This is a genomic window from Streptomyces sp. NBC_00536 (assembly GCF_036346295.1).
Lineage (GTDB): Bacteria > Actinomycetota > Actinomycetes > Streptomycetales > Streptomycetaceae > Streptomyces.
Window position 1 is genome coordinate 235,430 of the sequence record NZ_CP107820.1, and the last position, 23,085, is coordinate 258,514.

The following is a 23,085-nucleotide window of genomic DNA, read 5'->3' on the forward strand; positions in this document are numbered from 1 at the left end:
TACTTCCCCCGGCCGCCACCGGGAGCTGGGGGAAACCCGGGCTATCCGTCCTGACCGGCACGACGGCCCCCGACCCGGACACGGCGCGGCCCGCGCGCGGCCGCAGGCCGCGCTCCGGCGAGTTCCCTTGCCTTCACGGCGTACGCCTTCCCTTGGCCCGGCCGGAGGTTACCGGTCCAAAAAGCGTAGTAGGCCCAGCGGTTCGGGGCCCCTTTCCTCAAGCGGACCTGCACCGCTCCGCGAACCGGCGTCGACCGGCGGCGCGGTCTCCGGCACAGACTTCGGCGCCGAGCCCGCCCGTACCCGCCGGTGCGCCTCGCTGACGAGATAGCGGTCCTGGACGAGATGCGTGGCGAAGCTCCACCGCCCGCCCGCGTCATCGCCCGGCACGACCTGCGGCGCACCGGCCCCGTCCCCGGAACCCGCCCCGGCCCCGTACGCGAACCCGAACCCGGCGAAGCTCCGCCGCATCCCGTGCCCGAGCGCCTTCGTGTACGCCTCCTTCAAGGTCCACATGCGCAACAGCCGCACCCGGCGCTCCTCTTCGGGCAGCGCGGCCAGCTCCGCGTCCTCCGCCGGGGTGCACACGTGCTCGCGCAGCAGCTCGAAGGAGATCTGCCGCCCCACCGGCTCCGCGTCCACCCCGATCGGCCCGGTCCGGCTCACCCCGACCACGATCAGCTCGTCGGTGTGCGCCAGGCTCACCTCCAGCTCGCCGCCGAGCCCGCGCAGGACGGGCCGCCCGCCGGGCCGGTAGCCGAGGTCGAGGGCGCCCACGGGTACGTTCAGCGCGCTCGCGGCGGTGTACTTCATCACCAGCCGGGACACCGCGAACCGCATCCGCCCGGCCGCCGTCGGCCCCTGCCGGTAGCGCGGCCAGTCGTGCCCGAGCAGCGGCCGCAGCCCCGGATCCAGCAGCGCGGCCGTCAGCCACTGGCCCCAGGTGGTGCAGACGACCGCCCGGCCGTCGTCGTCGAGCCGGTCGCCCAGCTCGTCCCACGGCCCGTCGGGCCCGGCGACCGCCAGCGGCGCGGGCCCCGGCCCGTAGCCGGGCGCCGCCGCGCTCACCACAGCACCCGGGTCGCGTAGAGGTCGCAGTCGACCCCGAGCCGGTCGCGGCCGTCCAGCTCCGCCCACACCCGCTGCTGCGCCTCGATCTCCGCGGGCCCGGCCGGGCCGCCCGGACCGATGCCGAGCCGGGCCGCGATCCGCGAGGCCGCGAGCAGCGACCAGTGTTCGCCGCCCAGGAACGGGACCCGCCCGGCGGCGGCCCCCTGCACTCCCAGCACGGCGCCCGCCAGCAGCAGCATGGCCTGCCGGTCGGCCAGCGCCCGTACCGCCGGATCGGCGCGGCCCGCGTGCGCGGCGGCCAGGCACGGTCCGTGCAGCGCGCGCTGCTCGCTCACCAGCCGTCCCGCCACCCGGGCGAGCGCGGCGGTGACCGCCTCGCCGCCCGCGACGGCGGTGGAGAGCCGGGCCGCGGCGCCGGTGAGCACGCCGACGAGGGTGTCGTCGCCCTCCGGCGCCGGGGGCACGCTCCGGGCGGGCATGGCCTCGCCGAGCCGGAACAGCACGGCGCCCGTGGTGTCCGCCCGGCGCTCGAAGGCGAGGGCCAGCGAGGGCAGTTCGCGCACCACGTCCGTCTGGTAGGCGGACACGTCCGCCGGACCGGACCCGGCCCGGGACACGTCCGTGGCCAGCTTGGCCACCATCAGCCGCTCCAGCGAGCCGGCCGGACGCCCGCATTCACCGAGTACGAGGTCCACCTCGTCCAGCACCCCGCCCACCACCTGCGCCGTCACGTACCCGACGGCCGCGCGCACGGCCCGCCCGCTGCCCTGCGGCAGCGCACTCGCCCGCAGCCCCACCGCCACCAGGCTCTCGCAGGCCAGCAGCTCGGCGAAGGCGGCGGCCAGCGGTCCGCGCCACTGCCGGATCGCGGGCTCGGTCCGGCCCCGCTCGGCGACCATCCGCACCGCCGCGCGCAGCACCGTACCCGTGGTGGCGATCAGCGCCGCCGGGCCGAGCAGCGCGGCGAACTCCCCGGCCCGCGCGGGCACCGGCTCCTCCCGTTCCAGGGCGGCGATCAGCGCCCGCGCGCCGTGCGCGTACCCGAGCGCCAGGTCCCGGCGGAACAGTGGGCGCAGCACGCGCACGAGGTCGTCGGCGGCGGTGTAGCGGCCGCCGTGCGCCGCCGGTACCAGCTCGGCCCGCACGGCGGCTTCGACGGCGGTGCGCTGCACCCCGCCCCGGCCGCCGGTGCCTTCGCGCAGGCCGTGGAACCCGTACGGATTGCCCTCGTCGTAGGGATCGGAGAGCAGCGCCTCCAGCCGCACCGCCCGCAGCGCGACGTCCACGGTGGGCGCGAGGGCCGCGTAGGGGTGGGCGAGCGCGAAGTGCCGCGTCCGCGGCGGCCGTTCGGCGGCCTCCTGGGCGACCGGCTCGGCCTCCGGAAGGACGACCTCGCGCTCCTGCACGGGACCGGACCGGGTGAGGGCCATCGAACTGCTCCTGTTCATCGGCGAGGTCGTCATAGGGGAACGGTCAACGGGGGAACGGTGAAGCGGTGTCGGGACCTGTCATCGCAACCTGCGTACGGCGCTCTGCGCGTGCCACTTGGCCAGCCCCAGCACCTCTTCGGAGGCCCGCCCCAGCCACGCGCGCACGTACCGGCGGGCCTCCGCGAGGCTCGTCCCCTCTCCCAGCACCCGCTCGACGGCCTCCTCGTTCAGCATCACCTGCTGCGCACAGACCACCCGGACCCCGTCCTCGTCCGGCACCAGGGACCATTCGCCGCTGTGCGCGGCGATCAGTTCGGGGGTGACCAGCTCCTTGTGGACGATCCGCGCGGCCGAGGGGAAACACAGCCGCACCGCCCGCGTGGAGACCGTCCGCCCGCCGGGCGCGGCGCAGGTGTCCAGGACGGCGACCTGCACGCCCGGCACGTCCTCGATGACGCTGGACCACTCCACGTGCGGGACGGATTCGCTCCAGTCCCCGATCCGGTAGAGGAAGTCGTAGACCAGCTCGGCCGGGCCCTGGACGTGCACGCTGTCCTCGAAGGAGAGCAGCAGCCGGTCCATCCGCTCCCAGCGTTCGGCGGCCTCCTTGAGGTGCGCGAGCTGCGCGTCCAGCTCCGCCTGCCACTCCCGCTGGCTGCGTTCGCTCTCGGCGGCGGGCAACCCCACCAGGGTGCGCCGTTGGACCAGGGTCACCAGTGACTCCGTATCGCCCTTCGGTTCGACCGTCCAGGTCCCGGACACGGGCACGCCCAGGCGGGCGGTGTCCTCCTGCTCGAAGTCGACCGCGCGGGCGTGGGGGCGCAGCACGCGCCGGAGGTGGAAGGACCGGACCCGGTCCCCGGCCACGTCCCAGAGCCGCAGGCGTTCGTGCTCGCCGTCGAAGTCCATCCGTTCGACGTGCACGGGGGAGGGCAGCAGGAGGGGCCAGCGCACGGCGTCGGCCAGCAGTCCGTAGACCACGCCGGCCGGGGCGGCCACCCACGCCGTCTGCTCGCTCGCGTGCACACGCTGCGACGACATGAATGCCCCTTTCACCTCTGCGGGTGCCCTCCAGAGTGCACGGCCCCGCTCGAACCTCCCTCAAGCCCGGCGGCACGACCCCTCAGGCGGAAGACCGGCTGCTCTCGGCCAGGGCGTCCGCGAGCATCCGCCAGATCTCGGCGGCCAGGTCGATGTTGGCGTCCTCCTGGGCCTGCTGGGCCAGGGTGCGCAGGCCCTGGATGCCGGCCGGGTCGCCGCCGAGTATCAGCAGCTGGTGGCGGAGCATCTCCAGCCGGACCTGGTCGCGGTACGTCATCCTCGGCGCGTCCCCGGCCAGTTCGCCGAGGAGGGCGCGCGCGTCGTCGTAGCGGGCGGTGGCGAAGGCCAGATCGGCCTTGAGCGCGGTCAGGTCCTGACGCAGCGCGGGGGTGCCGACGAAGGCGAGGGCGGCCTCCGCCTCGGCGGCCCGCCGCTGCGCCTGTTCGGGGTCGGCGGGCAGCCGTTGCAGGTGCAGCCGGGCGGCGGCGAGGCGCAGACGGAGCCACAGCACCAGGTCTTCCTGGCTGCTGAAACGTTCCAGGGCTTCCTCCAAACAGGCCTGCGCACCGGCGTAATCGCCCTGCCGCATCCGTACGGCGGCGGCCGTCCACATGGCCTCCGCCCACAGCGCGTCCGTACGTCCCTCCACCAGCGCGGTCAGTTCGTCGGCGTGCGTCCGGGCCTCGCCGATGCGGCCCGCCTCCGCCTGTACGGAGATCAGCGCCAGCAGGGCGGTGGCCCGGTCCTCCACGCCCAGTTCCTCACCGAGCGCGAGGCGGTGGGCCTCGACGGCCGCGTCGAGGGCCGGGGTGATGTCACCGAGGGAGCGCAGGCAGCGGGCGAGCCGGGTCAGCCCGCGCACGCGCAGCTCGGTGACGCCGACCTCGTCGCCGAGCGCGACGAGCCGGGTGAGCCGCTCGCGCTCGCCCGCGTGGTCACCCTGGAGCCGGTCGGCCTGCGCGAGCAGCCACAGGGCCTGCCAGCGCAGTACGGGACTCTCGTGCGCCTCGGCGGCCAGCGCCTGGCGCAGTTCCTCGATGGCGTCACTGGATCCGGTGGACGCGGCAAGGGTGAGCGCATGGGCCAGCGACCCGGTAACAGGCTCCTCAAAGTCAGCAGCCTCGATCCCGAGCCGCCCCGCAAGATAGTTGACAGCCCGTTCGGTGGGCTGCCGGGCACCGGACTCCAGCCGGGACAGATAGCCGGTGGACATGCCCTCCCCCGCGAGCGCGGTCTGGGACAGGCCCCGGGCCATCCTCAACTTCTTCAGGCGGTGTCCGAACGCGGGCTGTCGCAGCATGAGCATCCCTGGGGTGATCGGGGCAGGAGAGTCGCCGGGAGAACCGCACCGAGCGTAGGCCGCCTGGCAACACGCGGGCAAACCTTTGCCACAGCCAGTCGGCTTCTCTCATCCCCATCTCAAGCGCTCCTCGACCGGATCGAGGCAGACTCTCCAGAACCCGGCCCCGCACCTGGCCGGGACCTGCTCTTTTCCGACGCCTGGGGGTCGACGATGAGGCCATCGGTGTGCGCACCACGCGCGGCCGTCCCGGCTGCCGCCTTTCCGCACATCGGAGACGACCCCCTCGACCCACCCCAAGACGTCCAGTCGGACGAAGACATAGGCTGGCCCAAACACTGACCCCAGCCGACAGCCCACCACCAGGCCGCACCAAACCCACCCCGCAGCCGACCGCCTGGCCACGCAAAATCCACCCCGCAGCCCACCTCGAGGCCACACCAAATCCGCCCCGCAGGGGACCGCCTGGCCACGCCAAGTCCGGCCCGCAGGGGACCGCCTGGCCACGCCAAATCCACCCCGCAGGGAACCTGCAGGCCGCACCAAATTCAGCCCCGCCGGCGTTTGAGGCGCCGCCGGAGGCACCACAACCCGCGCAGCACCCCCACCGCAGCCCACCACTCAGCCACACCAAGTCCAGCCTCGCGGGCCACCTCCAGCCCACGCCACATCCGCCCGCAGGCAACCTCCAGGCCGCACCAAAATCAGCCCCGCCGGCGTTTGAGGCGCCGCCGGAGGCACCCCAGCCCGCGCAGCACCCCCCATCGCACCCACCTCACCCAGCCCAAACCCCCCGCCCCGCCGGAGCCCCCCTCCCCCGCGAAACACGGCCCACCCCCAGCGGAGCCACCGCCCCCGCCAACTCCGCCTCCGTCAGCTCGGTCCCACCCCCCGCCGTGTACCCGTCCGGCCGGACCAGGAGCCAACCCCCCGCGGCCAGCGCCAGCGCCCCCCGCACACGCCCCCCAGGATCCGCCAGCGCCCGCGGCCCCACCCCGGACCTCGCCCCCACCCCCGCCCCCGCCCCAGTTCCCCCGCCCGCCCCGGAAATCGCCCGCACCGACAACCACCCCGCATACCGCCCCGCAGCCTCCCGCGCCACCTCCACCGCCTCACCGGTGCCCTCCGGTACGTACAGCAACGACCACCGCACGTCCCGCAGTTCCCCCCGGATCCCCTCCGCGACGACCCGCCGACCGCCCCCGAGCCCGCCGGGCCGCCCCCCGTACGCCTGCCCGAGCCCCGACATGTCGCCGAGCACCTTCCGCTGGATGGCCCGGTGCAGCAGCCCGGTGCCGCGTACGACACCCATGACGGCCGGCAACGCCGCCCCCGCCATCGCGTTCGTGACCTGCGCCAGCACCCCCGTCCGCTGCGCCGCCCCGAGGAGCGCCCGCGCCACCGGCACCCGTTCCTCCTCGTACGTACGGAGCAACTCCCGCCCCGTCCAGCCCTGTTCGACCATGGCCAGCTTCCAGGCCAGGTTGTACGCGTCCTGCACCCCGGTGTTGAGACCCTGCCCGGACGCGGGCCCGTACACATGCGCCGCGTCCCCGGCGACGAAGCACCGGCCCTCGCCCATCCGCGTGGCCACCGCCCCCCGGAAGGTGTGCACGGCGCTCCAGAGCGGCACGCCCACCCTGACCTCGCGCCCCAGCCCGGCCGACAGCTTCTCGGACAGCCGCAGTTCCACCGGCCGCCCGTCCCGGACCGCATCGGCGGGCGCGGAGTCCAGCAGCCGCCAGTGTCCGGCGCGCCGATGAGGAATCATCAACAACGCCTGCCCCCCGGTGTGCACCCAGTGCACACTGTCCTGCACAAGCCCACCAGCAGCCCCACCAGCAATCCCACCCACCACCGCATCCGCCATCTCCCACGTCTCGACGCCCCCCTCCACACCCGGCAGCCGCAGCCGGGCCCGGACCGTGCTGTCCGCTCCGTCGCAGCCGACCAGCCAGGGCACGGCGCAGACCTCCCGCCGCCCGCCGAGATGCTCCAGGTGCGCCCGTACGCCGTCTTCGTCCTGGTCCAGGGACGTCAGCCGCACGCCCCACTCCACCCGGACCCCGAGCCGCGCCACCGCCCTGCGCAGGACGGCCTCGGTACGGGCCTGCTCGATGAGCACGGTGTACGGGTACCGGGTGGGCGTCGAGCCGTAGTCGGCGTCGAGCCGGACCGGCCGACCACCCCCCGCGGTCATCGTGAACGCCCGGTTGCGGCGCCCCTGTTCCAGTACGGGGCCCACCACACCCATCTGGTCGAAAACCTCCAGCGTCCGCGGATGCAGCGTGACGGCCCCGCCCCCACGGCCACCACTCACGCGCCCCGGCACACCGCCCCCGCGCCCACCACCCACACGCCCCGGCCCACCACCCGCGTCGACCACCCGGACCCGCAGACCCCTGCGGGCCAGTTCGTGCGCGGCGGTCAGCCCGGCCGGCCCGGCCCCGACGATCAGTACCCGTGCGCCCGTCCCGCTGCTCCGCGGCATGGCGCCGCCCCCTCCCCGTGGGCCGTCAGGCCGCCCCCGTGGGTACGGCGGCGCGGCGTTCACGGCGTTCCATCCTCGGCGGCGCCGCTCGCGACCCCCCGGACACCCACTGGACAGCCGCTGGACAGCCACCGGACAGCCACCGGTGATCGCCGGCACGGGGATGTGATCCCATGATCATATGAAGACGACCACGAGGACCCTCCATCTGTTCTGCTCCGCCGCCCCGCCCGTCTTCGACGTGGCCCATGTGATCGAGGACGCGCAGGCCCGCGGCTGGGACGTGTGCCTGGGCCTGACGCCCACCGCCGCGCACTGGGTGGCCGGGAGCCTCGACGGACTGGCGGCGCTGACCGGGCACGCCGTGCGCTGGCAGTACAAGCTGCCCGGCGAGCCGGACGTGTGGCCCGCCGCGGACGCCCTGCTCTTCGCCCCGGCCACCTTCAACTCGGTCAACGCCTGGGCCCTCGGCCTCACCGACCGGTTCGTGGCCGGTTCGGCCGCCGAGGCGACCGGCATGGGGACGCCCGTCGTGGCGATGCCCTGCGTGAACAGCGCCCTGGCCGCCCACCCGCAGTTCGACCAGAGCGTGGCCGTCCTGCGGGGGGCGGGCGTCGAATTCCTCTACGGGGAGGGCGGCTTCGTCCCCGGCCCGGCGGGCCCGGACGCCCCCGCCCACTTCCCGTGGGCCGCGGCCCTGGACGCCGTGGACCGCCGCGTCGCCACCCCGGGCGGCGCGGCCTGAGGCCGACGGCCCGGCGGGCCCCCGTACCGCCTGCCCCCCCCAAGACGTACCGCCTACTCCCCGGTCGTACCGTCGATCTACTCCCCGGTCGTGCCGTCGATCGCCTCGCGCAGCAGATCGGCGTGCCCGTTGTGCCGGGCGTACTCCTCGATCATGTGGGTCAGGACGTAGTGCAGGGAGTAGGTCTCGTCGATGCGCCGCTCCTCGTCCACGTACCGGCCGGTGACGTCGAGGGACTCGGCCGCGTCGACGATCGCCCGGGACAGCCCGCAGGTCCATTCCCACTTCTCGAAGGCTTCGGCCGGGTCCGCGTCCTCGACCTCCCACTCCGTCCACCGCCCGGCGGCGTCGCGCGGCCAGTACCCGCGCACGTCCTCGCCGTTGATGACGTTGCGGAACCACCCCCGCTCGACCTCGGCCAGATGACGGACGAGCCCGAGCAGCGTGAGCCCGGTGGTCGGGAGCGCCTTGCTGCGCAGCTGTCCGGCCGTCAGGCCCGCGCACTTCATCATCAGGGTGTCGCGCTGGTACTGGAGGATGCTGGTGAGCGTGGCGCGTTCGTCGCCCACCTGGACCGGAAGGGTTCGCTGTTCGTCGAGCATCGGGTGATCATGCCCGCTACGCGATGGCGCCCGCCGGGATTTCCACCTGCTGGACGCCCGCCCGTACGCCCGCCCCGGCCCCCGCCTCCACGCCCGCCGGGACGGCCCGTCGCCGCCCGCGCTGCCCGGGCACCAGCCCCGGCACCAGACCGGCCACCGAACCCCCCGCCGAACCGGACATCAGCCCGGACGCCAGCCCGGCCGACGGGGCGAACGGCAGCCCCGGCACCGCCCCCGGCACCAGGACCTGCCCGGCCCCCGCCCCCGCCCCCCACCCGGAAGGCCGCACGGGCCACACGGACGGCACGGGCCCCACGTACGGCAGGGACGTTACGGACGACACGGACCGTACGGACGACACGGGCCGTACGGTCCTCACCTCGGCAACGACATCCCCCTCCGGCGCCACCCCACCCCGCGCCCGGTACCACCCGGCGGCCGCCCCGAGCCGTCCCAGCGGCCCGGGTCCGGGGTCGATCCCGCCCAGCTCCCAGGCCGTGTCGCTGCGGTACCACATGTCCCCGGCGAGCAGGGAGAACTGGCGCTCGCTCACCCACCCGGCCCGCTCCCGCAGCCCCGCCAGGCAGTCCTCCCACGTCAGCGAACCGCCCGCCTCCGGCGCGTGCGGCAGCACCCCGTACTCCGCCAGCGCCCCCATCAGCGCCCCGTTGCGCACCGGTTCGGGGTGTCCGGCGTGCAGCACCCCACCCGGCAGCGCCCGCGGGGTCACCGCGAGCGCGGCCAGCAAACGTGCCAGGTCCATGACATCCACGAACGAGGCGAGCCCGCTCCCCCCGGCCCAGCGCGCGGGCACCCGCCGGAAGGCGTCCACCAGCGCCGGCACGGCCCAGCGGTCCCCGTAACCGGTCACCAGCGGAGCCCGCAGCACCGTTCCGCCCGCCGCGAGCACCGAAGCCTCCCCGGCCAGCCGGCTGCGGCTGGCGGCCGAGACGGGCGCGGGCTCCAACTCGCCCGCCCCCTCGCCCCGGTGCGGCCCGGGCCCGTAGACGGCACAGGTGGACAGGTGAACGATGCGCTCCACCCCGGCCCGGCGCGCCTCCGCCACCAGGGCCGACGTACCGCGGACGTTGACGTCGTCGCAGCGCCGCTCGTCCCCGCCGACGTACGAGGCGAGCGAGAGCAGGACCGAGGCCCCGTCGCACAGCCCGCGCAGCGAACCGGGATCGCCCAGGTCCCCGCGCACCCCGCCCGCGCACGCCCGCCCGCCCGGCACACGGCCCTCCCGGGAGAGGACCCGGACGGACCGTCCCTCACCCACCAGCCTGCGCACCACCGCCGAGCCCACGAACCCGGTCCCCCCACTGATCACGATCATCACGCCACCCCCGGCTGACTGCGCTACAGAAAAAAAGAGAACGCCCTTTATGTTATGAGGGCGTTCCCTGTTCGCGCAGACGTTCGGCCGAGTTGGCATATACCTACTCGGCCACCTCAGCCACTCCACCCACCTCGGCCACCGCGGCCGCCCGCTCCCGGAAGAACGCACGCACGTCCCCCACCAGCAACTCCGGCACCTCCATCGCGGCGAAGTGCCCGCCCCTGTCGAAGGAGGTCCACCGCACGATGTTGTCCGTCCGCGCCGCGACATGGCGCAGCGGAATGAAGTTGTCCCGCGGGAAGTCGGCGAGGGCGGTCGGCGTCGCCGACGGCTCCGGGGGCGCGCCGTGGTGGTCCGCGTGCGCCCGCTCGTAGTAGATGCGCGCCGCCGAACCGGCCGTTCCGGTCAGCCAGTAGAGCATCACGTTGGTCAGCACCTGGTCCCGGTCCACCGGGCACCGCGGATCCGTCCACTCCACGAACTTCTCGCCGATCCAGGCCAGCAGCCCCACCGGCGAATCGTTCAGCCCGTACGCCAGGGTCTGCGGCCGGGTCGCCTGGATGTCGGCGTACCCCTGCCGTTCCCGCGCCCACACCCGGTAGCGCTCCCAGGAGGCCACCGTCCGCTCCCGCTCGGCCGGGCTCAGCGGGGCGAGTTCCGCCTCCTGCGGCGCGGTCACGGCGCCCCCGCCGGGCAGCAGGTTCAGGTGGACGCCGATCACCCGCTCGGGCCGGATCCGGCCCAGCTCCCGGGAGACGGCGGCTCCCCAGTCACCGCCCTGGACCCCGTACGCCGGGTACCCGAGCCGCTCCATCAGCTCGGCGAACGCCCGCGCGACCCGCTTGAACTCCCACCCGGCCTCGGTCGTGGGCCCGGACAGCCCGAAGCCGGGAATGCCCGGCAGCACCAGGTGGAACGCGTCCCGCGGATCCCCGCCGTGCGCCCGCGGATCGGTGAGCGGCTCGGCGACCCGCTGGAACTCGACGATCGACCCCGGCCAGCCGTGGGTCATCAGCAGCGGCGTCGCGTCCGGCTCGGGCGAGCGGATGTGGGCGAAGTGCACCCGCGCCCCGTCGATGACGGTGGTGAACTGCGGCCATTCGTTCAGCCGCGCCTCGGCCGCCCGCCAGTCGTAGCCGTGGCGCCAGTGTCCGGCCAGCTCCCGCAGGTGATCGACCGGAACGCCGTAGTCCCAGCCCACACCCGGCAGTTCGGAGGGCCACCGGGTCCGGTCGAGCCGCTCCGCGAGGTCGTCCAGTTCCCGCTGCGGCACGTCCAGCCGGAAGGGCCGCAGCCCGGCCCCGCCCACCCCGACCTCAAGATCACTGTCCATGCACGGGAATGCTAACCGCCCCCGGCATCCACCCCCCTCAGGCGGCGTACAGATCGAAGGTCGACCCCCGCTTCGGCCCCGCGGCCACGTCCAGCGCCGGATCCACCGTCAGCATCGCCTGGTGCAGCCGCTGCAACTGCGGCGACGGCTCCACGCCCAGGTCCTCGATCAGCCGGGTCCGCAGCCGCCGGTAGACGTCCAGCGCGCTCGCCTGCCGCCCCGACCGGTACAGCGCCACCATCGCCTGCGAGTGCAGTCCCTCGTGCTGCGGGTGCCGGGCGATCATCTCCGCCAGTTCCGCGAGCAGTTCCCCGTGCCGCCCGAGCCGCAGGTCGACGTCGATCCGCCGCTCCATGGTGACCAGCCGGGACTCCTCCAGCCGCATCACCTCGATCTCCAGGATCGGTCCCACCCGTACGTCGACCAGGGCCGGACCCTGCCACAGCGCCAGCGCCTTGCGCAGCTGCGCCGCCGCGCTCTCGTCGTCCCCGGCCTCGAAGGCGGCGTGCCCTCCGGCGACGAGGTTCTCGTACTCGAACACGTCCACGCACTCCGGCGGTATCTGGAGCAGGTACCCCCCGTGCCGCGTGGCCAGAATGTCCTTGGCACCACCGCCCGCACCGTCCACTCCGCCCGGCCCACCCCCCACTCCTCCGGGGCCCATCGCGGTACCGAGTCTTCGGCGCAGCTGGAGTATGTAGGTCTGCAGCGTGGTCAGCGCGCTCTGCGGCAGATCCGTGCCCCAGATCTCCTCCATGAGGGTCGGGACCGGCATGACCCGCCCCGGATACAGCGCGAGGAGGGTCAGGATCTGCCGCGGTTTGCGCGCTGTCGGAACGATCGAGCCCCCGTTGACCTCGGCACTCAACGGACCCAGAACCCGAAACTTCACGGTCTCCTCCGCACGTCGTCGAGCCACCTCGTTTTTCGGCCTTCTTTCGGCCTTCGACTCACGAAAGATAGCCGGGCCCCACGCGATGTCACCGCATTCTCAAGCCCCTTTCGAGGCCACCTCCACAATCGATGCCAGCCCGCCTTCCGACAGCTACTGGATTCCGCTCGAAGCCGTACGAAATGACGCACGAAGGAAAATCCCCACCGCCCCGGAATTCCCCCCACCCCGGGCAAGACCAGCCCCGCCGACAGCTGAAGGCACCCACCCCGGGCAAGGCCAGCCCCGCCAACGCCTAAAGGCGCCCACTCCAGACAAAGTCAGCCTCGCCAACAGCCGAAGGCGCCCACCGGGCAAAGTCAGCCCCGCCGGCGTTTGAGGCGCCGCCGGAGGCAAGGCGTGCCCACGCCGAACAAAGCCAGCCCCGCCGGCGTTTGAGGCACCGCCAAAATCAGCCCCGCCGGCGTTTGAGGCGCCGCCGGAGGCAACAGGAGGGATCACCGAGCCGCACCCACCCCCGCACCCGCGTGGACGAACTCACACGCCGCCTGAATTCCACTGGAGTGCTCACCGGATAACCGGAAAAGGCCCACGGGAACCGGGAAACTCAGGAAGAGAACCCGGCACCCGCACCGGCCCCCGCCCCGGACAGGGAATCCCCCTCAACCCCGCCCGCACCCTCGCCCCCGGCACCCTCCTCCGCGTCGGACACCAGCCCCGCCCCCACCCACAGCGGCGCAGCCCCCCGCGTCCGGTACTCCCCCGCCCGCCCGGCAGCCACCACGCTCGGCAGCAACAGCGCCCACAGCGCCGCCACCTTGCGCTGCAACTCCCCGTACGGCATGCCGGTCCCGGACATGCCCTCGATGCCGCACGCCGCGGCCGCCACCAGCGACTCCGCGCTCTCCCAGCGCTGGTCCGCGCTCAGCTCACCCGTGTCCCGCGCCTGCCGCAGCAAGGTGCACACCGCGGTGATCCACGTCCGCTGGAAGTCGATCACCGGCGGCTGCTGGCCCGCGCACTCCTTGGTGATCCGGAAGCTCGCCGGGATCGCCGGGTCCTCGTGCAGCATCCGCGCCATCCAGTGCGTGGTGTCGATCAGCGCCTGCAACGGCGAGGCCCCGCCCTCGCGCAGCGCCCGTACCGAGTCGTGCAGCAGCGCGCAGCCCCGCTGCTGCACCGCCTCCGCCAGCTCGTCCTTGGAGGCGAAGTGGAAGTACAGCGCCCCCTTGGTCACCCCGGCGGCGCCCGCGATGTCGCCCAGGGTCGCGTTCGCGTATCCATTGCGGTGGAACAACTCGGCCCCGGCGCCGACGAGCCGCCTGCGGGTCCGCTCCGACCTCTCCTGCACCGCGCCGTCCCCTCTCGTCCCGCGCAGCCGAGCCGCGGCACCCGCCTTCACACCCTCGCGCCGACCGGCACGCCGCGCCGCGGCCGGCGCCACACCCGCCCCCGCGTCCACATCGGCATCCGCATCCGCAATCGCGCCCGGCATCAGACGCGGACGAGCCGCTCGCCACCCGCGTCCGTCGCCTCCGCGAGGCTCTCGGGGCCGGCCATGAGGATCGAGCGCTGCAACCGGCGCAGCGCGGCCGACGGTTCGAGCCCCAGCTCGCGCACGAGCATGCCGCGCAGCCGCTGGTAGACGTCGAGGGCCTCACCGCGCCGGCCGGAGCGGTGCAGGGCCAGCATGAACTGGCCGTGCAGGTTCTCGTGCGTGCGGTAGCGGCTCGCCAGCACGGTCAGCTCGGCCAGCAGTTCGCGGTGGCGCCCCAGCCGCAGGTCCGCCTCGATGCGCTGGTCGAGCGCGCACAGCCGGGTCTCCTCCAGCCGCCGGGTCTCCATGTCGAGCTGGACCCCGCCCTGTACGTCGGCGAAGGCGGGCCCGGACCACAGGGCGAGGGCCTCGCGCAGCAGCCGCGCCGCGCCGGGGAAGTCCCCGGCGTCCATCGCGCGGTAGCCGGTCCCGGCCAGCCGGTCGAACTCGCGGACGTCGCTGGTGCCGCCGTTGCTGTTGAGCAGGTAGCCGCCGGGCAGCGTCACGAGGACGTCCTTCGCGGTCCGGCCACCGGCGGCGCCCGCGACGCCGCCCTCCGGGTCCGGTTCGCGCTCCAGCGCCGTCGCGATCAGTGCGCGTAACTGGAGTACGTACGTCTGCAAGGTGGTCCGCGCGCTGCGCGGCGGTTCGCCCGCCCACAGCTCCTCGATCAGTGCCGACACCGGCACGACCTGGTCGGCATGGAGCGCGAGGAGCGCCAGGACCTGCCGGGGCTTGGGGGCGGTCGGCGTGATGGAGATTCCGTTCTCCCGCACGGCCAGTGCGCCCAGTACATCGATATCCACGCCGTACTCCCCTGTCCTTGGATGAGTCGCATCCTCAGTAGAAAACAGGACCGACGGTTTGTCAATACCATACCGGTTGCGCTGTTTTGCAGCCTAGCCGCGCCCTACTGACACTCAAGAACCCACTCTGACCTGGGGAGTTGTACGTCGATCCGCGCGCCGGAAGATGTTCAGCAGGCCTAGGCCCTGCCTCAACAGGGCCTACAGACCCGCCTCCTGAGGCCGCAAACCCAACCGCTTGGTCTGCTTCAGCGCCCCGCACCCGCACCCGTGCCGCCACCGGTGACCGCACCCCGCGCCACCCGCCCCGAAGTCCCCCCGGGCTCCCCGGACCCCCCGGTCCCCTCGGCCACCAGGTCCCCCAGCACCTCCCGCGCGGCGAGCCGCGGCAGCATCAGGGTCCAGAACCGGGTGAGGGTCTGCCGCGAGACCCAGTCCCGCTCACCGGCGCCCAGCACCTCCAGCCCCACCGTCGAGGCCACCACCGCGCTCGCGGCGTCCCGCGCCGACACCCCCTCGGCCAGGGCGCCCTCCCGCGCGGCGGACCGGAGCACCTCGTCCACCCACAGCTGCCACTGGCGCCTCAGATCCACTCCGCTGCCCCGCGAGGCGTCCGCGCACAGTCCGAATCCGGCCCGCACGACGATGTCCTCCGCGAGCAGGGCCATCAGCTCGTGCGTGGAATCCACCAGCACCTGGAGCCAGTTGCCGGCCGCCCCGGCCACCCCAGCAGCACCGCCCGCCCCGCCCGCCCCGGCCACAGCGGCCGCCCCGGCCGCCGCGGGCCCGTCATGCGGTCGCGGTCGCGGTCGCGGTCGCCCCACGGTGATCCGCCGCAACGCCTCCACGGCGCGGTCCTCCACGGCCTCGGCCAGCGCCGCCTTGCTCTCGAAATGGAAGTGCAGGCCGCCGGCGCTCACCCCGGCCCGCTTGCTGATCGTCGCGATCGACGCGGTGACGAATCCCTCTTCGGCGAACACCTCCGCGGCGCTGCGCACCAGAGTTTCACGCGTGCGGGCGGCACGTTCCTGTTTGGCCATGGAGTCTCCACAAACCGCCCTCGCGGTTTGCCCAAGGGAGTAAAAGATCTTCAGCCGACACAGTCGGCGGCCCCACTGGAGCGGCGCTCGCGCCCCGCCGGAGCGGGAAGGTGAACGGCGGCCGACCACCGCTCCAACCGGAGTCGGCCCGCGGCCGCCCGACAGCGCGGTCCGACACGCCGTCCCGGCCTACCGCCCGCCCGGAAACCCGACTCCCACACCGGCTCCCGCACCCGCACCCGCCGCCACACCCGCCGTTGCTCCCGCACCCGCGCCCGCCCCGGCCAGGGACTCCAGCTCCAGGGCCACCCGGCGCCCGCGGTCCGGCGCGATGTCCAGCCTGGAGAGCATCGCGGGCGTCGAGATGCTCGGGTAGATGTGCTGGTAGACCGAGGCCACCCGGTCCTCGATGTCCGCGCGGTCGTTGAGGGTCTGCGAGTAGATCTGCGCACCCGTCCAGCAGGCCGAGAGGATCCAGGCCGTCTCGGCGGGATCCACGTGCGGCAGCAGTTCGCCCTGCCGCTTCGCCTGGACCAGCAGTTCACGGGTGAACTCGATCCAGCCCGGCACCGATCCGCCCCCGAAGATCTCGCGCATCCCGGGCCCGAGCGAGAGCCTGGCCCCCGCGCTGAGCATCGGTTCGTGCTTCATCCGGTGGGCCAGCAGCATCGCCACGTCGACGAGTTCCTGCAGCTTGCTCTCTCTGGACGGCACACCGGCCTCGCCGAACTGCTCGTCGAGCACGCCCTGCGCCAGCTCCTGCTTCGAGGCGAAGTGGAAGTACAGGGCGCCCTTGGTGACGCCCGCGCGCGCGAGGATGTCCGCGATGGTGGCCGCGTCGTAGCCGCGCTCGTCGAAGACCGAGGCGGCCGCCTCCAAGATCGCGCGACGCGTACGGACCGCACGTTCCTGTCGTGCCACGGGTGCCTCCGTTGTCCAGGGTCGGTTCAGGCTGGTCCTGTGAACAGGATCCACCACCCCCGCTAAAACCAACCAGAAGGTCCGTATTTTATCAAGCAGACAACGGTTCACCCTTGATCCTCTCGGGGCCCGGAGCCCCGCCGGCCACACCTTCCCCCCGCACCTCGGGGACACTCCCTGTTCACCGGCCCGGGTCCGCTCCGCACCCGCCGCGGAGAACCCCGTCGCATCTGTGTCAGGTCGGGTGTGTCAGGTCGGCGGGCCGAGTGTGTCAAGTCGCCCCGGACCACGCACGCCGCGCCCCCCGCTACCGCGCCGCACCGAGGAACACCGGAAGCGACTCCAGCCCGTTGGAGATGAACGAGTCCACCGTGCGCAGCTCCTCCGGCCGGACGGCCAGTGAGAGGTCCGGGAACCGGTCGAAGAGCCGCTCGACCCCCACCCGGCATTCCAGCCGCGCCAGCGAGGCCCCCAGGCAGTGGTGCGTCCCGAACCCGAAGGACAGGTGGTCCCCGCGCGTGGCCCGGGTGATGTCGAAGCTCCCGGCGTCCGGCCCGTGCACCGCGGGGTCGCGCCCCGCCGAGCCGAAGGACACCACGATCGGATCGCCCTTCGGGATCACCACCCCGTCCGCCATCTCGATGTCCTCCACCGCGAAGCGCATCAGCCCGTACGTCGCCGGCGGTTCCAGCCGCAGCGTCTCCTCGACCACGTCGTCCCACTCGGCGCCCCCGCTCCGCACCAGCTCCAGCTGGCCGGGGTTGCCCAGCAGCGCGTGGACCGCCGAGCAGATGAGGTTCACCGAGGTCTCGTAGCCCGCGGTGAGCAGCAGGATCAGGTTGTCGATCAGCTCCTTCTCGCTGAGCCGCGAACCGTCGCCCTCGTCCCGCGCGTTGATGAGCACGGTGGTGATGTCGTCGCCGGGGTGCGCCCGCCGGTGGGCGAGCAGGTCGGTCATCGTGGCGTACATCAGCTCGCCGTTGGCCTGGGCGTCCTCGGCCGTGATGGTGGTGTCGAAGAACCCCTTGATGATCGTGTGCAGGGGCGCCCACGACCGCTCGGGTATCCCGAAGAGCTCGAAGACGATCCGGGTCGGCAGCTCGTGCCCGAAGGCCGTGCGCAGATCGACCACCGTGTCCGGCGGCAGTTCGGCGAGCCGGTCGAGCAGTTCGTCGGCGACCTCTTCGATCAGCGGCCGCATCCGGCCCACCCGCCGCGCGGTGAAGGCCGCCGCCACGGGCTTGCGCAGCCGGGTGTGCTCGGGCCCGTAGGCAGTGATCATGTTCTGTACGGAGACCCAGATGGCCAGCGGCCACTCCGCGCCGACCTCGCCGCTGATCCAGGCGGGCCAGTGCCGGTAGCCGTCCTTGGAGACCCGGGGGTCGACGAGCAGCGCGCGGATCGTGTCGCTCCCGCTCAGCACCCAGCCGGCCAGCCCGCCCGGCAGGATCACCCGCGTCGCGGGCCCCTGCTGATGGAGGTGCGCCACCTCGGCGTGGATGTCCGTTCCGGACAGGTCGAGCACGTAGGGGCACTGACGGTTCATCGGTGGCTCCAGAGGGTCGGCGGTGGATCGGCAATGAGGTGGTGACACATTGGCGACGGGGTGCGCAGGAAGCTCCACACCCTGTATTCCAAACCGCCCATCCGGTTTTGAACTCACCGGCGGCGGAGCCAAGTTTGGCATTGGGCACACGTGTACGCCACCACCGGCATGCCGCTCGACCTACACTTGACGGTGGCTTGAATTCCCCTCATGGCCCCGCACCCGCCAACACCCCGCCGGACCGGGGCATATGACCGGAAGACCAGCTCTCACTTGGGGCGGAACCCAGCCGTCACCGCCGACACCTTCCGACCGGAACTTCGCTGGTGAGACCCGCCCGACGAGCCGCCAAACCTGTCATCCGAGATGTTGACATTGGTACACGTGCGACATGCGGACACCTTTAGCACCTTGCAAACAAAACCGGAGAGTACGTATCTTGCGTCTCGCGTGCGCTGCCCATCCCATCCGTCGTACGGCTCTGTGGAGAGGTCCATGACGATGCTGACGATCCGGAAGAACCCCCCGGCCCGCCCCTTGGAGCCGACGGGAGCACCATGGACCCGCTGCAACGAGGCCCCCGCCCCCCAGCTGACCACCACGGTCCCCCGGGAGTACGTCCACCGCTCCTCGCTGGCCGAGGTCTTCCTGACCGGCTGCGACCTGATCGGCGCCGACACCTTCTCGCTCACCGGCCAGTGGCCCCGCGCCCACACCTTCTTCACCAGCGCCGACGGCACCAGCCACGACCCGGTCCAGGCCGGCGAGACGATCCGCCAGGTGGGCCTCTACCTCTGCCACGCCGTGTACGGGGTCCCCCTCGGCCACAACGTCCTGCTGTGGAGCCTGGACTTCGCCTCCGACCCCGACCGGCTGCGCATCGGCCGCGGGCCCAGCGAACTCGAAATCGTCGCCACCTGCACGGACTTCGGCTGGCAGGGCAACCGCTTCGGCGGGTTCCTCCAGGTCGACATCCACCGCGCAGGCCGCCTCGCCGCCACCGGCACCGCCCGCTTCACCTGCGTCGCCCCCGCCACCTACCGCCGCCTGCGCGGCGACCGCGGCCGCGCCGGCCTGGCCCGGCCCCTGGAGCGACGTACGCCCATCCCCGCGGCGACCGCCGGACGGCTCCTCCCCTTCGACGTGGTCCTCGCGCCCACCGAAGACGCCGGCCGCTGGCTGCTGAGCCCCGACCTCGACCACCCGATCCTCTTCGAGCACGCCAACGACCACCACCCGGGCATGGTCCTCGTCGAGGCCGCCCGCCAGGCCGCCTGCGGACTGAGATCCGCGGCGGGCTTCGCCCCCTCCGCCGTGTCCACCGAGTTCCACCACTACGCCGAACTGGACACCCCCTGCTGGATCGAGGCCACCCCGCGCACCCCCACGGTCATCGACGTCACCGGCCACCAGGAGGGGCAGACCGTCTTCCGCTCCACGGTCACCGGAACGCTCCGCTGACGCACCGTCCGAACCACTCCACCCCGGCGTGCCACCGCTGCTAATGTCCCGTCCATGACACGTGGCCCTGCTGGTGCGCTCACGGGAAAGTCTGCCTTGATCACGGGTGCCAGCGCGGGCATCGGCGCCGCCGCCGCCCGCGTGTTCTGCCGCGAAGGCGCCCGCGTCACCCTGGTGGCCCGCCGTGAACCGGAACTCGCCGCGCTGACGGCCGAGTTGACGGCCGCCGGTCACCAAGCCCAGTACGTCGTCGCCGACGTCACCCGCTCCCAGGACGCGGCCCGCGCGGTCGCCACGGCCGTCGAGAGCTACGGCGGCCTGCACGCCGCCTTCAACAACGCGGGCCTCGCGGCCCTGCCGGGCCCCATGCACCTGATGGACGACGAGATCTACGACAGCGTCATGGACACCAACGCACGCGGGGTGTGGAACTGCATGCGCCCCGAACTCGCCGCGATGCTGGAATCCGGTGGCGGATCCATCGTGAACAACAGCAGCACCGCCGGCCTGGTCGCCACCGTCGCGGGATCCCCGTACATCGCCGCCAAGCACGCCGTGATCGGCCTGACCAAGGCCGCCGCCAAGGAGTACGCGCCCCACGGCATCCGCGTCAACGTCCTGGCCACCGGCGCCACCCGCAGCGAGATGCTCACCGGCTGGCTCGCCGCCGACCACCCGGCCCGCGAAACCGCCATGGCGTCGAAGGCCATGCTGAACCGCCTCGCCGAAACCACGGAGATCGCTGAGGCCGCCGCCTGGCTCTGCGCCGACCACTCCTCGTACATCACCGGCACCACCCTCCCCGTCGACGGCGGCCGCCTCGCGAACTGAACGCGCCGCCGGAACCGGGGAGAGGGGAGCGCACCGATGAACCGGCGAAACCGTCTGACAGCACCGCTGATCTCGGCAGCCGCGGTGGCAGTGGCCGCCATCCACCTCGCCCGGCCCGATCTGAGGATCGACGGCATCACCTTGGCCCTGGCCGCCATCGCACTCATCCCCTGGCTGGGCGATCTCTTCGAGAGCCTCGAACTTCCCGGCGGCGCCAAGATCCAGTACCGCAAGCTGGAGGAACGCCTGGAGGCCGCCGAACAGCAGGCCGAGGACGTACGACTGGCCGTGAACAGCGCGAGCCGCCAGGCACGGGTCGCCCTGGTCACCTCAGGGGACGAGACCCTCCAGGGCGAAGCCGCGGCCGAAAGGGTCGGCCGACTCACGGCCGACTTCACCGCCCTGCGCCGCAGAATGCCCTCCGGCCCGGAGCGGACCTACCGCCAGGAGCAGATCTTCGCGGAACTGATCAGGGTCACCCCACACCTCACCGGATTCGACGTCCCCACCGCCCTCGCCTCGACGGACGGCGGCACCCGCCTGAGCGCCTACGCCCGCCTGTACGCCTGCCCGGAAGCAGAGCACCTCCAGCCCCTAGTGTCAGCAGCCACCACGGAAACCCTCCCCTTCGCCCAGTTCTGGGCCTTCAAGGCCATCGACACAGTGCTCGACGCCACCGACCCCGGCAACGTCCGCCTGACAACCGTACGAGCCCTGCGCTCCTGCCTGGCCCACCTCCCACCAGACGCCGTCGACCGCGCCCAGTCCCTCCGCACCACCCTCACCCGCCTGGACGACGCAACCACCTGACCCAAACCCGAACACCCACCGCCCCACCAACCCACCTCACCCCCCTCAACCCGGCCTCCCTCAACCCCGCCGCCCCCAACCGGCCACCACCCACAGCCCAGCCACCCCCTTCAGCCCCGCCGGCGTTTGAGGCGCCGCCGGAGGCAACGGGTACCGCCCCGTGATCTGACCTGTTCGCTGTGGGCCGCTGCGGGCCATCGCGGCCCGTGTCGCCTCCGGCCGTCATCACCGCCTCCACCTCCGCCGTGCTGGACACATCCGGCCGACTGCCAGTCCACCTCGACGCCCACTAGCCGATCCGGCACCACCACCGCGGCACAGCGCAGCACACCGCACCACGATCACCCAGAACCACGGGCAGAACCACGGGCACGAGAGCACACCCGCAGTGCCTCAGCCACGCCGCCCAAGCGCCATCGCCTCCCGATACCACGGCGCGTAAGCGGCGAACCCCTCCCCGAACCCCGGCCCAGGCGACGCCGACACCATCCCCCACAACCGCCCGCTGTCGTACCAGTGGTCGACGCCCAGCAGCGACACCCGACGCCGCGTCACCGGATCGTCCACCGCCCCCAACAACTCCATCGCCCCGGCCAGGTCCACGTCCCCCCGCGGCCCCGGCAGCCCCAGCTCCCGAGCCACCGTGCCCACCAGTTCCCTGGCCGTCACCGGAACCGGATGCCCGGCATGCAGCACCCCGCCCCCCAGAGGCTCCTCCCGTACCGCGAGTTCGGCCAACGCATCGGCCAGCGCGTCCACACCCACCACCGAGATCCGCGCCCGCCCGCCGTCCACCCAGTACGGAAGCCGCGCCATCAGACCCACCAGCCCGGGGACCATCCACCGGTCCCCCCGCCCGTACACCAGGTGCGGCCGCAGCACCGTGCCACCCGCGGCCAGCACCATCCGCTCACCCGCCAGCCGCGTCACGCTCGTCACCGACTCCGGCCCCTCGAGCAGTTCCCCCTCGGCTTCTCCCCGGTGCGCCCCGTCCCGGTACACCGCTGCCGTCCCGAGCTGAACGATCCGCCGCACCCCCGCCCGCCCGGCCTCCGCGAGCAACGCCCGCGTCCCCTCGGCGTTCACGGCCCGGCACTCCTCCTCGTCGTCCCCGATCCGCGCGGCGAGGTGCAGCACCGTCCCGATCCCGTCGCACAGCCCTCGTAACGCTCCACCAGCGAGATCCCCCCGGACCACCTCGACCCCCGGAACCTCCACCGCACTCCGGTGCACCAGCACCCGAACCGGCACCCGAACCGGCACCGCACCACCACCGCCCGCCCACCGCGCGAGCCGCTCCACGACATGTCCCCCGACGAACCCGGCGCCGCCGGTCACGAGCACTCCCCCGCCGCCCATGCCCTCACCCACCCTTCGGCTCGGCACGGTAGTACAGCACCCCACCCACCCGGGCGTTAACGGCGTTAACGCCCGACACCGTTAACGCCGTTAACAACCGGACCACCCAACTCCACTTAACGGCGTTAACACCACCACTCGGCCCCGGCCGAACCACCCCCGACCGAGGAGACCGCACGTGGCGAGGGCCAGGCAGGAACGGGCCGAGATCACCCGCCAGGCGATCCTCGACGGCGCGGCCATCGCCTTCGACCGGTCCGGCTTCGGCGCGACCAGCCTCAGCGACGTGGTCAAGCACGCCGGTGTCACCAAGGGCGCCCTGTACTTCCACTTCCCGTCCAAGGAAGCCCTCGCCCGCACCCTGATGGACGAGCAGTTCCAGGTCTCCGAGGACGTGCCCGCCGTCGTCGATCCCGGTCTCCAGACCGCCATCGACCTGTCCCACCAGATGGCCCACGGACTGCGCACCAACGTCCGGATCCACGCCGGCATCCGCCTGGTCATCGAGTTCGGCTCGTTCACGGACCCGG

The 23,085-nt window shown here is 73.1% G+C and carries 19 protein-coding genes and 1 pseudogene; 5 read left to right on the top strand and 15 right to left on the bottom strand.

The window, feature by feature from the left end; all coding sequences use genetic code 11:
- Positions 1 to 168: 168 nt before the first annotated feature.
- The 5 genes from OHS33_RS38405 to OHS33_RS38425 form a co-directional block, all read right to left on the bottom strand.
- Positions 169 to 1,068, bottom strand: a complete 900-nt coding sequence (locus tag OHS33_RS38405; protein ID WP_330335556.1) for a 4'-phosphopantetheinyl transferase family protein — start codon at positions 1,066 to 1,068, stop codon at positions 169 to 171.
- The gene (locus OHS33_RS38410) at positions 1,065 to 2,534 is read right to left on the bottom strand and encodes a hypothetical protein (protein WP_330335557.1); all 1,470 of its coding nucleotides are present in this window, start codon (positions 2,532 to 2,534) and stop codon (positions 1,065 to 1,067) included. Before OHS33_RS38410 ends, OHS33_RS38405 begins: the two co-directional genes overlap by 4 nt.
- A 45-nt stretch (positions 2,535 to 2,579) precedes the next feature.
- Positions 2,580 to 3,542, bottom strand: coding sequence for an aromatase/cyclase (locus OHS33_RS38415; protein ID WP_330335558.1), 963 nt, complete (start codon positions 3,540 to 3,542; stop codon positions 2,580 to 2,582).
- Between the two features lie 82 nt (positions 3,543 to 3,624).
- Positions 3,625 to 4,842 (bottom strand): helix-turn-helix domain-containing protein, encoded by a 1,218-nt coding sequence (locus OHS33_RS38420; protein WP_330335559.1) that lies wholly within the window; start codon positions 4,840 to 4,842, stop codon positions 3,625 to 3,627.
- Between the two features lie 775 nt (positions 4,843 to 5,617).
- Positions 5,618 to 7,333 carry an FAD-dependent monooxygenase gene (locus OHS33_RS38425; protein ID WP_330335560.1) on the bottom strand — a complete coding sequence of 572 codons (1,716 nt, stop codon included), beginning with the start codon at positions 7,331 to 7,333 and terminating at the stop codon, positions 5,618 to 5,620.
- Positions 7,334 to 7,514: 181 nt separating this feature from the next.
- On the opposite strand from OHS33_RS38425, the gene OHS33_RS38430 reads away from it, so the two are divergent.
- A complete protein-coding gene (locus tag OHS33_RS38430) occupies positions 7,515 to 8,078 on the top strand; it encodes a flavoprotein (RefSeq protein ID WP_330335561.1) in 564 nt (187 codons plus the stop codon).
- Positions 8,079 to 8,155: 77 nt separating this feature from the next.
- On the opposite strand, the gene OHS33_RS38435 is transcribed toward OHS33_RS38430, so the two are convergent.
- From OHS33_RS38435 to OHS33_RS38475, 9 genes are all read right to left on the bottom strand, one after another.
- Positions 8,156 to 8,680: a DinB family protein gene (locus OHS33_RS38435; RefSeq protein WP_330335562.1), complete on the bottom strand. Its 525-nt coding sequence runs from the start codon at positions 8,678 to 8,680 to the stop codon at positions 8,156 to 8,158.
- Positions 8,681 to 8,696: 16 nt separating this feature from the next.
- Positions 8,697 to 10,016: an NAD-dependent epimerase/dehydratase family protein gene (locus tag OHS33_RS38440; protein ID WP_330335563.1), complete on the bottom strand. Its 1,320-nt coding sequence runs from the start codon at positions 10,014 to 10,016 to the stop codon at positions 8,697 to 8,699.
- Between the two features lie 103 nt (positions 10,017 to 10,119).
- Entirely contained in the window at positions 10,120 to 11,352 is a 1,233-nt protein-coding gene (locus tag OHS33_RS38445; RefSeq protein ID WP_330335564.1) for an epoxide hydrolase family protein, read from the bottom strand.
- A 37-nt stretch (positions 11,353 to 11,389) separates the two neighbouring features.
- The gene (locus OHS33_RS38450) at positions 11,390 to 12,244 is read right to left on the bottom strand and encodes an AfsR/SARP family transcriptional regulator (RefSeq protein WP_330335565.1); all 855 of its coding nucleotides are present in this window, start codon (positions 12,242 to 12,244) and stop codon (positions 11,390 to 11,392) included.
- A gap of 607 nt (positions 12,245 to 12,851) precedes the next feature.
- Positions 12,852 to 13,595, bottom strand: a complete 744-nt coding sequence (locus OHS33_RS38455) for a ScbR family autoregulator-binding transcription factor (RefSeq protein ID WP_330335566.1) — start codon at positions 13,593 to 13,595, stop codon at positions 12,852 to 12,854.
- A 143-nt stretch (positions 13,596 to 13,738) separates the two neighbouring features.
- Positions 13,739 to 14,587: an AfsR/SARP family transcriptional regulator gene (locus tag OHS33_RS38460; protein ID WP_330335567.1), complete on the bottom strand. Its 849-nt coding sequence runs from the start codon at positions 14,585 to 14,587 to the stop codon at positions 13,739 to 13,741.
- Positions 14,588 to 14,835: 248 nt separating this feature from the next.
- Complete coding sequence (locus OHS33_RS38465) at positions 14,836 to 15,627, bottom strand: helix-turn-helix domain-containing protein (RefSeq protein WP_330335568.1); 792 nt, start codon at positions 15,625 to 15,627, stop codon at positions 14,836 to 14,838.
- Between the two features lie 189 nt (positions 15,628 to 15,816).
- A complete protein-coding gene (locus OHS33_RS38470; protein ID WP_330335569.1) occupies positions 15,817 to 16,548 on the bottom strand; it encodes a ScbR family autoregulator-binding transcription factor in 732 nt (243 codons plus the stop codon).
- A gap of 307 nt (positions 16,549 to 16,855) precedes the next feature.
- Positions 16,856 to 18,094, bottom strand: a complete 1,239-nt coding sequence (locus tag OHS33_RS38475) for a cytochrome P450 family protein (protein ID WP_330335570.1) — start codon at positions 18,092 to 18,094, stop codon at positions 16,856 to 16,858.
- Between the two features lie 495 nt (positions 18,095 to 18,589).
- On the opposite strand from OHS33_RS38475, the gene OHS33_RS38480 reads away from it, so the two are divergent.
- The 3 genes from OHS33_RS38480 to OHS33_RS38490 are packed head-to-tail and all read left to right on the top strand — an operon-like array spanning position 18,590 to position 21,196.
- Entirely contained in the window at positions 18,590 to 19,555 is a 966-nt protein-coding gene (locus OHS33_RS38480; protein ID WP_330335571.1) for a ScbA/BarX family gamma-butyrolactone biosynthesis protein, read from the top strand.
- 54 nt (positions 19,556 to 19,609) lie between these two features.
- A complete protein-coding gene (locus OHS33_RS38485) occupies positions 19,610 to 20,386 on the top strand; it encodes an SDR family NAD(P)-dependent oxidoreductase (RefSeq protein ID WP_330335572.1) in 777 nt (258 codons plus the stop codon).
- Between the two features lie 36 nt (positions 20,387 to 20,422).
- Positions 20,423 to 21,196, top strand: a complete 774-nt coding sequence (locus OHS33_RS38490; protein WP_330335573.1) for a hypothetical protein — start codon at positions 20,423 to 20,425, stop codon at positions 21,194 to 21,196.
- Between the two features lie 393 nt (positions 21,197 to 21,589).
- Here OHS33_RS38490 and OHS33_RS38495 read toward each other — a convergent pair whose 3' ends face one another.
- On the bottom strand, positions 21,590 to 22,582 hold the full coding sequence (locus OHS33_RS38495) for an NAD-dependent epimerase/dehydratase family protein (RefSeq protein ID WP_330335574.1): 993 nt from the start codon (positions 22,580 to 22,582) through the stop codon (positions 21,590 to 21,592).
- A 151-nt stretch (positions 22,583 to 22,733) separates the two neighbouring features.
- On the opposite strand from OHS33_RS38495, the pseudogene OHS33_RS38500 reads away from it, so the two are divergent.
- Positions 22,734 to 22,901: pseudogene (locus OHS33_RS38500) on the top strand (TetR family transcriptional regulator); the annotation flags it as partial.
- Between the last annotated feature and the right edge of the window lie 184 nt (positions 22,902 to 23,085).